Origin of the sequence: Streptomyces sp. CT34, assembly GCF_000805335.1 — a bacterium.
GTDB lineage: Bacteria > Actinomycetota > Actinomycetes > Streptomycetales > Streptomycetaceae > Streptomyces.
The window spans coordinates 5,738,287-5,749,329 of the sequence record NZ_KN708638.1 but is presented as its reverse complement, the minus strand read 5'-3'; the positions used below and the strand labels follow the sequence as shown (position 1 = coordinate 5,749,329).

Below are 11,043 nucleotides of genomic sequence, written 5' to 3'. Positions count from 1 at the left end.
GCGCATGGCGGCGGCTGCCATGCCGACGTGCCCCGTCAATGCCGCCGTGGAAACCGATACGTGCGTGTCAGACGGCGGCCGAGGACGGGGACGGGAGCCATGGTGGCCCGGTTGTGATGGGTACCGGGTGAGCAGCGGAGTTTGATTGGGCGTCGGGGGTGTCCGGTAGCCTCTCTTGCGGCCGCGCCCGTAGCCGAACAACGGGGAGAGTTCCGGTACATGGCGTCACCGACCTTTGATGAGGTCTTCTGCGGGCTGCTGCCCAGGCTCTACCGGCGGGCGGTCATGCTGGCCGGAACGAGGCAGTCCGCGGAGGATGTTGTGCACGAGGCGTATCTCAAGCTCGCCGCCCGCCCGCACCGCCTACTGACGCATCCGGAGCCGTACGCCTACGCGTTCACCGCCGTACTGAACGTGGCCCGCGACGCGCACCGCAAGGATCGGCGGCAGGTCCTGGTCGACCGGATGGAGCGGCTGGAGGAGGCCGGTCCCGGGGCCGCCACCGGGTACGGAACCGGCGCCGGGGGCGCGGTGAGCGGTGCCGGGGACGCCGCCGGTGCCGGCGGTGCGGGCTGGGACGGCGGGGTGGAACGGCGGCATGCGGAGCTCGAAGCGGTGCGCCTGCTGGGGCGGTTGTCGCACCGCCAGGCCGGCATCGTCATCCTCGTCGACCTCGACGGCTACACCATCGACCAGGCCGCCAAGATCATGAAGGTGCACCGCGGGACCGCGGCCCGGCATCGCGCCCGCGCCCTGGACCGGCTGCGCGGCTACCTTGAGGAACCACAGCTCCAGCCGCAGGAGCCCTCGCAGCACGGGGGCCCGGGGAGCGGGACGGGCCGGGGAGGCGGTGGCGCGTGACAGGCGGGACGGACGGCCGTATGGGCGACGGCGCCGGCGCGGGTGGTTCGGGTGTCGGCGGTTCGGGCGCCGATGGTTCCGACGGCGGTGGGTTCGGCGGTGGCGGATTCGGCAGTGGTGGATTCGGCGCCGACGGTTCCGATGCGGAGGGTCCCGGCGCCGGCGGTTCCGGTGTCGAGGTGGCGCTGCGCGAGCGTCTGCGGGCGGCCGACGAGGCGATCGAGACGCCGCCGGGGCTGTGGGCCCGTATCCAGGAGCCGGCGGCGCGGCCCGTACCGCTGAGGGTCCGGCACCGCCGCGCGTACGCCACGGCGCTGGCGGCTGCCGCCACCGTCGCCGCGGTCTCACTGGGGGTGTGGTGGCTGGCACGGCCGGGCCCCGCGCGACCGGGCCCGGCCGTCCCCGGCCCCGGCACGCAGGACGTGACCATCAGGGTCTTCAACAGCGAGCGGGCCTGCCAGGGCGCGCACACCCTGGAGTGTGCGCTGCGACTGGCCAAGGACCCGCACAAGCAGTACGCCGCACCCGGCAACTCCGCAGGCCGCGTCTGGCACGGCGATGCCGTGGCCGCGCGTTGCGTGGTCACCGACGGCAGGCTCGTACGGGACGAACAGGGAGTCACCTCCACGCGCTGGTACCTGGTCAGGACCGCAGAAGGCGTCCAGGGCTGGCTGCCGGGCGCACGCACCCGCAATAACCGCGAGGTACCCGCCTGCACCGGGCATGACCTGCCGTCCGCCTGAGCCCCGGTCCACCGACGCGGTGCGGAAGTGACCTTCTGATGCGTTGTTGAGTCTGTTTCGGGTGTTCGTTCGGTCCGGGTCAGGTTGGAGCCGCTGGATGCTCCGATGGTTGTCAAGCCGCTGGAGCCAGGTCGGTTTGCGTGATCCGTTCGGTTGGTGGGCTGGTCGGTGCGTGGTGGACGGCTCGGGCGACGAACTGCTTGAGGCGGCGCATGATGTCCTTTTTGAACAGCCCTTCTTTGGTGTGGCGTTCGACGCGGGCACGGGTGCGTTCGTCGAAGCGCATGCGGGTGGACACGATAGTGTGCAAGACGTTGTCCGCTGCCCGGTCACCGCCACGGTTGATGGGGTGGCGGTGCGTGCGGCCGGAGGGGGCCGGGACCGGGGCGACACCCGCCAGGTGCGCGAACCCGCCTTCGGGTCGCATGCGTTCAGGGTGGTCCCCGGCCGAGGCCGGCAGTTGGCCCACGGTCTCGGGCCCGACTCCGAACAACTCCAGCAGCACGGGGCTGCCCGCCTGACCGGTGGGCCGATCTCCGCGTCCAGCTCGGCGATCCCCTCGTCCAGGGACCGGTGGCGGCGGCCGATGCCGCCGACGGGCCGGGCGTCGTGGTCGCGCATCACAGCGGAGTGCTGACCCGGCCGCCACCGGCCCGCGGCTCGGCTGACGGACCGCATCGCAGACGGGACCGCGGCGCTGGGCGAGCGCTGCGGTCCCGTCCGCGGTGATGCCGTACGTCCGGCGGTCGGAGGGGAGCGGGCCGTCCCGCAGCGGGCGGAGCAACCGGGCTTCGGGGGTGGGGAGTTCGCGCATCCGGACGGCTGCGCGGGCCCGGCTATCTGCCGATCTCCCAGGCGAACGGCGGGAGTTCACGGGCCCGGGAGTAGATGTCCAGGGCCTGGGCGGAGGGGACGAAGGGGTGGACGCGGGCGCCGTCCAGGCCGGCCAGGAGGCGGGCGCAGTGGTGGACGCAGCCGGCGACCTCTCTGCCGTCGCGGGCGACGATGGTGGCGGCGTCGCGCGGGCCCTCGCACGGGGTCGGGTCGGCGACCGCGGCGGCGGCGCAGCGGTCGCGGGGATCGCCCGGAGCGGCCGGTCGGCCGGCCGTCGGGACGTCAAGCCAATGATCCATTGCTGTCCCCCTGTCACGCGGTGGTGCACGGTGAATCGGCGCCGGTGCCGGTGAGCGCTCCCCGGTCGCCGGCACCCAGGACTGTGGTGCTCGGCGGGCCGGGCGTCCATGCGGCCTTGGCGAAGACCTGGGCCGTTCGTCAGCGATTCATGGACAAGCGGAGGGGCGAGCTTCCGGAGCGGCCGGGGCCGGGCCGGGGAGGGCCGGCGGTTCCAGGAGGAGTGCGAGGGCTAGGGGGTCCGGTGGGTCGAGGTCGGAAGGGCCGCGGCGTGCGGTGCGGCTCGGGTTCCGGTGAGCGTCCAACGAGCCGAGGCGGAGCGAAGCGGAGCGCGAGGTGCCGGCGCGGCTCGACAGCGTAGTTACTCGACAGGTGAGCTACGGGGACGGTTCGGCGACGCCGCGAGGTGACCCGCCAGACGCCGCGGACCGGGCCGTGACCCACCGGACAGCCCCCAGCAGGGCGGTGGCCAGGAGCCAGCCGGCCAGGACGTCGCCGGCCCAGTGGACGCCGAGGTAGACGCGGGTGAGGCCGACGGCGACGGCCCAGAGGGCGAGCAGGGCGCAGAGGAGGCGGCCGGTGCGGGGGCGGGTGCGGTGCAGTACGCCCCAGGCGAGGATGCCGGCGGCCAGGGCGGAGGTGGTGGAGTGGCCGGAGGGGAAGGAGTAGCCGGTTGCCCGGGCGGCCCAGTCGGCGACCGGCGGGCGGGGGCGGGCGAGCAGTTCCATCAGGCCGTAGCGGATCGCCTGGCCGGCGGCCAGTACGACCACCGCCCAGGTCACCGCGCGGCGCCGGCCGCGCCAGGTGCGGCCGGCCAGCAGTCCGGCGAGCACCGCCATCAGGTACGGGACGACGCCGGTGCCGGTCGCCGTCAGGGCGCCGGCCAGGGAGCGCAGCGGCTCCCCGCGGTGGGCCGTGCTCCAGTGGAGGGCGGCCAGTTCGGGGGCGAGCGGGGCTCCGTCGCGTACGGCCGTGACGGTGGCCGCGGCGGCGAAGAGGGCCGCGGCGACCGCCGCGACGGCGAGCGGCCGGGCCGGCGCCGGTCCGGGGCGCGGTCCGCGCTCGGGACCGGCGCCCGGCCGGGGCCCCGGTGCCGGGTCCGCCCCCGGCGACGTCACCTGGCGGACACCAGGGGGCGCAGCGAGGTCTCGCGGAGCCGTTCGACGAGGGGGGCGGCGCGCCGGGCGAGCGGCATGAGCACCGCGGCGACCAGGGTGCCGACGATCAGTCCGACCAGGACGTCGTGCGGGTAGTGGGCGCCGACCCAGACGCGCGAGGCGCCCATCAGGAGCGCGGCCGGGACGGCGATCCAGCCGAGCCGGCGGTCCAGGAGGATCAGGGCGACCGCGGCGGAGGCGGCGATGGCCGAGTGGTTGCTGGGGAAGGACCAGTCGCCCAGCGGGGGGCACGCCTCGACGGTGACGGTGTGGAGGATGGTCTGGCAGGGGCGCTGCTCGTGGAAGAAGGCCTTGACCACGTCGTTGGCCACGTAGGCGAGGACCACGGTCACCGGGACGGCCAGGGCCATCGCCATGGCGACGGGGGCGGTGTGCCGCCGCTCACCGGGGTCGAGCCGGCGGCGGGAGCTGCCGCCGAGCCGCTGGCGGGCCCGCCACCAGCCGACGAGCATCAGGACGGCGAAGATCCCGAGGCCGAAGTCGGTCCAGAGGGAGACCAGGACGTTCAGGAAGTGCGGCATCTCCTGGGCGAAGCCGGTCACAGAGGTGTACAGGCCGCCGTCGATCGAGGCTCCGCCGAAGGCGAGGTCGGTCACTGGGGTTTCTCCTTGGCGGGTCGCTACGTGGTGCGTGGGCTGGGTTCGGGGGCGGCCTTCGGGGTGCCGGGGCCGGCCGCGTGCTTCAGCAAGTGTGCCGGGTCCCTCAGGGTGCCGGTGGCGCGGTACCGGATTCGGCGACCGGTTCGGTGCCCTGCTGGGCGTCCGGACGCCGCTTGCGGGAGCGCAGCACTTCGAGGGCGAGCGGGGTCAGCGAGGCGATCACGACGAGGCCGACGGCCGGGAGCAGGTACCGGTCGACGTTGGGGACGGACGAGCCCAGGGCGTATCCGGCGAGGGTGAGGCCGAACGTCCAGACCAGGCCGCCGGCGATCTGCCAGAGGGTGAAGGTGCGGGTGGGCACGCTCAGGGCGCCGGCCAGCGGGTTGAGCACGGTGCGGACGACGGGGACGAAGCGGCCCAGGATGATCGCCTTGGCGTGGCCGTAGCGCTCCAGGTATTCCTCGGCGCGGGCGGCGCCGTCCCGGAGTTTGCGGGAGCGGCCGCGGGACAGCAGGGCGCTGCCCCCGCGCCGGCCGATCCAGAAGCCGGTCTGGGATCCGGCGAGCGTGCCGACGACGGCGGACGCCAGGACCTGGGGCAGCGAGAGGTGGACGGCGCCGCCGACGCCCGGGGCGCACAGCAGTCCCGCGGTGAACAGCAGCGAGTCGCCGGGCAGCAGGAAGCCGACCAGCAGCCCGGTCTCGGCGAAGAGGACGACGGCGACACCGAGGGCGCCGAAGGCGGCGAGCAGTGAGCCGGCGTCGAGGATGTTGACCGCCTGGGTGACGGCACCCAGGTGGAGATCTGCGGCGGCTACGGCCATGTCAGTGGCCCCTCCCATAATGGGTTCCGGGCCTGCCGAGCGGCCGACCCCACCGTCTACAGTCCCGTAGACGGTCTACGGAACTGTAGACGACGGAAAGGTGGAGGGCGTTCCATGTCGGAGACATCACCCGTGCAGCGGCGCCCGGCCGGTGAGCTGGAGGCGAGCGTGCTGGCGGCGCTCTGGGCGGCCGAGGGCCCGCTGAGCCCCGCCGAGGTGCAGAGCGAGCTGGGCGGCCGGCTCGCCCGTACGACCGTCACCACCATCCTCACCAGACTGCACGTCAAGGGGGCGGTGTCCCGCACCCGCGCGGGCCGCGGCTTCGCGTACTCGCCGATACACGACTCCGCGGGACTGACCGCCCGGCGGATGCGCAGCGAGCTCGACAAGCAGGACGACCGCGGCACCGCGCTCGCCCGCTTCGTCTCCGAGCTGACCACCGAGGACGAGCGGCTGCTCCGCTCGCTGCTGGACGAGGCCGAGGCCGATGGCGCGGACGGCGCCGGCGGCCCGCTGCCCGGGGCCGCGCCATGATCTTCGCCGTCTGGGTCCCGCTGCTGATGCCGCTGCTCGCGGTGCCGGCCGCCCGCCGGCTCGCCGAGTCGCTGCCGCCGCGCGCCGCGGCCTGGCTGCTCACCGGCTGCGCCGCCGCGCTGGCCGCCTGCACGACCGCCGCGCTCGCCCTGCTGATGGCCGCCGGGGCGCTGTGGCTGCCGCCGGTCGCCGCCTTCGGCCATCTCTCGTTGTCGCTGCTGGGCGGGGACGCGGACGTGACCGTGCCGGCCGCCTCGGTCGCCGGCGCGCTGCTGACCTGCTGCGCGATCGCCGTCACCCGCCGCGCGCTCGGCCACCGCGCCGAGCTGCGCGCCGCCCGGCGCACCGCCGACGCCCACTCCCTCGCCGGCGATCTGTGCGTCCTCCCCGATGCCGCGCCCGACGCCTTCGCGCTGCCCGGCCGGCCGGACCGCGTGGTGGTCACCGCCGGGATGCTGCGAGCGCTGCCGCCGGCCGAGCGGGAGGCGCTGTTCGCCCACGAGCGGGCCCACCTCACCGGCCGCCACCACCTCTTCCTGCTGACGGTCGCGCTGGCCTCGGCCTGCCATCCGCTGCTCCGCGGGCTCGGCCCCTCGCTGGCGTACGCCCTGGAGCGCTGGGCCGACGAATCGGCCGCCTCCCGGGTGGGCGACCGCCGGGTCACCGCCCGCGCCATCGGCCGCGCCGCGCTGGCCGCCCGCGCGCACGCCACGGCGGTCCCCCGCCCGAGCACCGCACTCGCCGCCACCACGGGTCCGGTCCCGCGCCGGGTCGCCGCGCTGCTGACCCCCGACCCCCCCGCCGAACCCCCCCACCACCCCCCCGGCCTGCACGGCCGCCGGCTGATAGCCGCCGCCCTGCTGGCCTGTGTCCCCTTCTCCGCGGCTGCCGCGGTGGAGGCTGCGGCCGATCTGCACCAGACGGTGGAGTCGGCCCAGGGCGAGCACCACGGGGACTGAGACACCCGCACCACGGCGACTGAGACACCCCGGGCCGGGGCGGCGGCCGGGCGGTGCCAGGCCCGGTCGTCGAACTCCCGTCGTCCGCCCGGAGGGTGGGCCGGGCGGCGGCAGGTGCGTGCTCTCGGAGTGCCGGGGCGATGGCCCCTGTACATGGCCCGTGGAGGAGTACCGGGCCGTCGTCCGGTACGGCGAGAGTGCGTGCCGGGCGTCGGCCGGCGGGCGGGAGTTCGACGACCGGGCCCGGTCCGGCCTACTCCGCCTCCGGCTGACCGCCGCCCACGGTGAAGCCGATGCCGGCCCCGCCGCCGGGACGTACGGTCGCGAAGACCTGTCCGCCGTGGGCCGCCGCGATCTCCCGGACGATCGCGAGGCCCAGGCCCGAGCCGGGCAGGCCGCGAGCGGCCGGGGCGCGGTAGAAGCGGTCGAAGACCCGGGTGAGGTCGGCCTCGGCGAGGCCCGGACCGCGGTCGAGGACCTCGACGCGGGCGCCGGTGACGACGACCTCGATGGGCGCGGTGCCGTCGGCGTCGAACTTGGCGGCGTTCTCCAGGAGGTTGCCGAGCGCGCGGTGCAGCGCGGCCGGCCGGCCCTCGACGACCGCCGGGCGGCCGGTGCGCACGGTGATCTCGCGGCCGGTGCGGCGGCGGGCGGAGGCGGCGGCGCGCTCCCCCACCTCGGCCAGCCGCACCTGCGCCGGCGGCTCGTCGTCCCGCTGCCCGGCCGCCAGGTCCACCAACTCGTTGACCAGGTCGGTCAGTTCACGGGCCCCCCCCGCCAGGTCGGCGAGCAGCTCCCCGCGGGCGTCCGGCGGCAGCTCGTCGAAGCGCCTGAGCAGCGAGATGTTCGTACGGAGCGAGGTCAGCGGGGTGCGCAGTTCGTGGCCGGCGTCCTGGACGAGCCGCTGCTGGTCCTGCACCGCGCTGGTCAGCCGCCCGAGCATGTCGTCGAAGGCCCGCCCGAGCCGGGCCACCTCGTCGCGCCCGGCGACCGGCACCTGGACGTCCGCCGGCCCGTGTTCCGCGACGCGCTCGGCGACCGACGTCAGCCGGACCAGCCGGCCGGTGATCCGGCGGGCCAGCCACCAGCCGACGGCGCCGGCCAGCGCGATGACGCCGGCCGCCAGCAGCACGGTGCGCTTCTGGAGCGCGGCGAGCAGGTCCTCGGTCCCGCTGACCTTGCGGGCGACCTGGACGGCCCCGCGCCCGCCGCCGAGCGCCACGGTGGCGAGGTGGTAGGCGTCGCCGTCGAGCTGCACCTCGCCCTGTGCGTAGCGGCCCGCCTCGGGGTGGGCGGCGACGGTCCGCTCGGCGCCGCCGGCCGGAAGCGCGGGGTGGCCCGGTTCGACGACCCGCCCGCCGGCGCCCAGGATCTGCACATCCGTCCGGGCCGGCCGGGTCAGGTCCGCCCGCGGCCCGTCGTGGTCGGGGTCGGCGGCGGTGCTGTCGGCGGCGGTGTAGTCGGCCGGCGTGTACGGCCGCTCCCGCACCTGGGACCGCAGGTCCCGTACGACCTCGGAGAAGACCGACCGCTCGTCCATCCGCACCAGCCGGGCCGCCGCGTCGTAGCTGAGGAACCCGACCAGGACGGTCACCCCCGCGGCCAGCGCGGCGAAGGCCAGCGCGAACGAGGTGCGCAGGCTGGCGGGCTCGCGGGGGCGCAGCCAGGCGGCCGGACGGCAGCCCCGCAGCCGGGCGGCCGGCCGGGCGGCGAGCCGCCGCAGGCCGGACCACCGGGGGCGGCGGGACGGGGGCACTCAGTCCTCCCGCAGGACGTAGCCGACGCCGCGCACGGTGTGGATCAGCGGCCGGCTGCCCGGTACGTCGACCTTGCGCCGCAGATAGCCGACATACACCGCGAGGTTCTTCGAGCCGGGCCCGAAGTCATAGCCCCAGATGCGGTCGTAGATCATCGCGTGGTCCAGCACGATCCCGGCGTTGCGGGCCAGCAGCTCCAGCAGTTCGAACTCGGTCCGGGTCAGCTCCAGCTCCCGCTCCCCGCGCCAGGCCCGCCGCGAGGGGCCGTCGATCCGCAGATCGGCCGCCGCGACGACGCCGCTGCCCGCCGCCCTCGCGTCATACGCCTCCCCGGCCTCGGCGGACCCGGTCCCGCGGTCCCCCGAGGCCACCGGCCCGGCCGTCGTCCGCCGCAGCAGCGCCCGCAGCCGGGCGAACACCTCCTCGACCTCGAAGGGCTTGACCACGTAGTCGTCGGCTCCGGCGTCCAGGCCGGCTATCCGGTCCGCGGTCCCGACCCGTGCGGTGAGCATCAGGATCGGGGTGCGGTCCTGTTCGGCGCGCAGCACCTGGCACACCTGGAGCCCGTCGATCCCCGGCATCATCACGTCCAGCAGGATCACGTCGGGTCGCTCGCGGTGGGCGGTGGCCAGCGCCTGGATCCCGTCGGCGACGGCGGTGACCCGGTATCCCTCCAGGGTCAGGGCACGCTCCAGCGCGGTGCGGATGGGGCGGTCATCCTCGGCGAGCAGTACGGAATGGGTCACCCGGCAAGTCTGCCAAGACCGGTCCGGCGCGGTGCGGGTCCCCCCGCACGAGCGGAGCCGAGAGCGGGGAAGGGGGGCCGGTGGGTTTCTTACCGGGCTCTCACCTGGGACATGTCCTCGGCTTACCCCGTCCCGGGACGGTGGCCGCTGCCGGACGGGCCGGCCGCGGCGGACGACACCGCCCCGGGCCCCGAACGGCCGCAGCGAACCGGCACACCCGGGCACACCGGGTCGACACCGCGTGAAGAGCACACCATGCACCGCACGAAGAGCACCGATGACGCAGGCCGAACGGCCCCTGCGGACCGCACGGACCGTACCGGCCGGGCCGGGCGCCGGGGCCGCCTGAAGGTGACCCTCCTGCTGCACGACGCGTACGCCGTCGGCGGCACCATCCGCACCACCCTGAACCTCGCCGCCGCGCTCGCCGACCGGCACGACGTCGAGGTCGTCTCGATGCTGCGGCACCGCGAGGTCCCGCGGTTCGCGATCGACCCCCGGGTGCGGCTGATCCCGCTGGTGGACACCCGGGTGGGCAGCGACGACATGGCGCATCCGCTGTTCGGCGAGCCCGCGGTGGACTTCCCGCTCGCCGAGCAGCGGCACGACCAGTACAGCCGGCTGGTCGACCTCCGGGCCGCGGAGTTCCTGCGCGGCAGCGACGCCGACGTGCTCATCGGCACCCGGCCCGGCATCAACGTCTACCTGGCCCGCTTCGCCCCCCGCCGCGCCCTGCGGATCGCCCAGGAGCACTCGCGGCACGACGCGCACAGCGCCCCGCTGCGGGCCGAACTCGCCCGCCACTACCGGTCGTTGGACGCGGTGGTCACCACGACCGAGGCGGACGCGGCGGTCTACCGCGCGCGGATGCCGCTGCCCGGCGTACGGGTCCTGGCGGTGCCCGACATCGTCCCGACGCCCGCCGGACCGCCGTCCGACGGCAGCTCGAAGATCATCGCGGCGGCCGGCCGGCTGGTCCGCGGCAAGCGCTTCGACCTGCTGATCGAGGCGTTCTCCGCGGTCTCCGTCAAGCACCCCGACTGGCGGCTCCGCATCCACGGCGGCGGCGCCGAACGCACCCGGCTGCAAAGCCTCATCGACGGGCTGGGGCTGTCCGGGCGGGCCGAGCTCACCGGACCGCGGGCGCCGATCGAGGAGGAGTTCGCCAAGGCGTCGATCGTCGCCTCGGCGTCGGACGCCGAGTCGTTCGGGATGCCCCTGGTCGAGGCGATGCGCTGCGGCGTACCGGTCGTCAGCACCGACTGCCCGCTGGGCCCGGCCGAGATCGTCCGCGACGGCGTGACCGGCGTGCTGGTGCCGCGCGGCGACGGGCGGGCGCTGGCCGAGGCGCTGCTCGATCTGATCGAGGACCCGGAGCGCCGCCGGGAGATGGGCGCCGCCGCGCTGGCGGCCGGGCACCGCTACGACCCCGGGCCGATGGCCGAGCGGTACCAACTCCTCTTCCGGGACCTGCGGGCGACCCGTCGCGGCCGGGCGCTGCGCCGGGCCGCCGCCGTGGGGCGGACCCGGGGGCGGGAACAGGCCCGGCGGCTGCGGCGGCGGCTGGACGCACGGCCGGAGCCCGGCACCGGCGGTCTTCCGACGACCGGCCACTGAGCGGGCATCCGCACCCCTCCCGCACCACCCGCCCCACGGGTGTCATGCGTCACCAACTCGCCTGCGCCGCCGGGAACTTCAGCGCGTCGATCTGG

Annotated in this window: 12 protein-coding genes; 5 read left to right on the top strand and 7 right to left on the bottom strand. The window is 75.6% G+C overall.

What is annotated here, in order from left to right:
- Nucleotides 1-219 precede the first annotated feature (219 nt).
- Nucleotides 220-861 carry an RNA polymerase sigma factor gene (locus tag RZ84_RS25195; protein ID WP_078894163.1) on the top strand — a complete coding sequence of 214 codons (642 nt, stop codon included), beginning with the start codon at nucleotides 220-222 and terminating at the stop codon, nucleotides 859-861.
- The gene (locus RZ84_RS25190) at nucleotides 858-1,604 is read left to right on the top strand and encodes a hypothetical protein (RefSeq protein ID WP_241777852.1); all 747 of its coding nucleotides are present in this window, start codon (nucleotides 858-860) and stop codon (nucleotides 1,602-1,604) included. Before RZ84_RS25195 ends, RZ84_RS25190 begins: the two co-directional genes overlap by 4 nt.
- A gap of 112 nt (nucleotides 1,605-1,716) precedes the next feature.
- Here the strand turns inward: RZ84_RS25190 and RZ84_RS39155 are convergent, their stop codons facing one another.
- The 5 genes from RZ84_RS39155 to RZ84_RS25165 all read right to left on the bottom strand — a co-directional run bounded on the left by RZ84_RS39155 (nucleotide 1,717) and on the right by RZ84_RS25165 (nucleotide 5,335).
- The gene (locus tag RZ84_RS39155) at nucleotides 1,717-2,109 is read right to left on the bottom strand and encodes a transposase (RefSeq protein WP_157878894.1); all 393 of its coding nucleotides are present in this window, start codon (nucleotides 2,107-2,109) and stop codon (nucleotides 1,717-1,719) included.
- A gap of 331 nt (nucleotides 2,110-2,440) precedes the next feature.
- Nucleotides 2,441-2,737 (bottom strand): hypothetical protein, encoded by a 297-nt coding sequence (locus tag RZ84_RS25180; RefSeq protein WP_043266206.1) that lies wholly within the window; start codon nucleotides 2,735-2,737, stop codon nucleotides 2,441-2,443.
- Nucleotides 2,738-3,112: 375 nt separating this feature from the next.
- Nucleotides 3,113-3,853, bottom strand: a complete 741-nt coding sequence (locus tag RZ84_RS25175) for a phosphatase PAP2 family protein (RefSeq protein WP_078894159.1) — start codon at nucleotides 3,851-3,853, stop codon at nucleotides 3,113-3,115.
- Complete coding sequence (locus RZ84_RS25170; protein WP_043266205.1) at nucleotides 3,850-4,509, bottom strand: phosphatase PAP2 family protein; 660 nt, start codon at nucleotides 4,507-4,509, stop codon at nucleotides 3,850-3,852. The genes RZ84_RS25175 and RZ84_RS25170 overlap by 4 nt, the downstream gene beginning before the upstream one ends.
- Nucleotides 4,510-4,615: 106 nt before the next feature.
- Nucleotides 4,616-5,335: a DedA family protein gene (locus RZ84_RS25165; protein WP_052230153.1), complete on the bottom strand. Its 720-nt coding sequence runs from the start codon at nucleotides 5,333-5,335 to the stop codon at nucleotides 4,616-4,618.
- 114 nt (nucleotides 5,336-5,449) lie between these two features.
- Here RZ84_RS25165 and RZ84_RS25160 point away from each other — a divergent pair, with 114 nt between their 5' ends.
- Nucleotides 5,450-5,869, top strand: coding sequence for a BlaI/MecI/CopY family transcriptional regulator (locus tag RZ84_RS25160; RefSeq protein ID WP_043266203.1), 420 nt, complete (start codon nucleotides 5,450-5,452; stop codon nucleotides 5,867-5,869).
- The gene (locus RZ84_RS25155; RefSeq protein ID WP_043266202.1) at nucleotides 5,866-6,828 is read left to right on the top strand and encodes a M56 family metallopeptidase; all 963 of its coding nucleotides are present in this window, start codon (nucleotides 5,866-5,868) and stop codon (nucleotides 6,826-6,828) included. Before RZ84_RS25160 ends, RZ84_RS25155 begins: the two co-directional genes overlap by 4 nt.
- A 253-nt stretch (nucleotides 6,829-7,081) precedes the next feature.
- Here the strand turns inward: RZ84_RS25155 and RZ84_RS25150 are convergent, their stop codons facing one another.
- Nucleotides 7,082-8,518, bottom strand: coding sequence for a HAMP domain-containing sensor histidine kinase (locus tag RZ84_RS25150; protein WP_052230547.1), 1,437 nt, complete (start codon nucleotides 8,516-8,518; stop codon nucleotides 7,082-7,084).
- Nucleotides 8,519-8,584: 66 nt separating this feature from the next.
- On the bottom strand, nucleotides 8,585-9,331 hold the full coding sequence (locus RZ84_RS25145) for a response regulator transcription factor (RefSeq protein ID WP_043266201.1): 747 nt from the start codon (nucleotides 9,329-9,331) through the stop codon (nucleotides 8,585-8,587).
- Between the two features lie 345 nt (nucleotides 9,332-9,676).
- Here RZ84_RS25145 and RZ84_RS25140 point away from each other — a divergent pair, with 345 nt between their 5' ends.
- Nucleotides 9,677-10,948, top strand: a complete 1,272-nt coding sequence (locus tag RZ84_RS25140; protein WP_052230546.1) for a glycosyltransferase family 4 protein — start codon at nucleotides 9,677-9,679, stop codon at nucleotides 10,946-10,948.
- The last annotated feature ends 95 nt before the right edge of the window (nucleotides 10,949-11,043 follow it).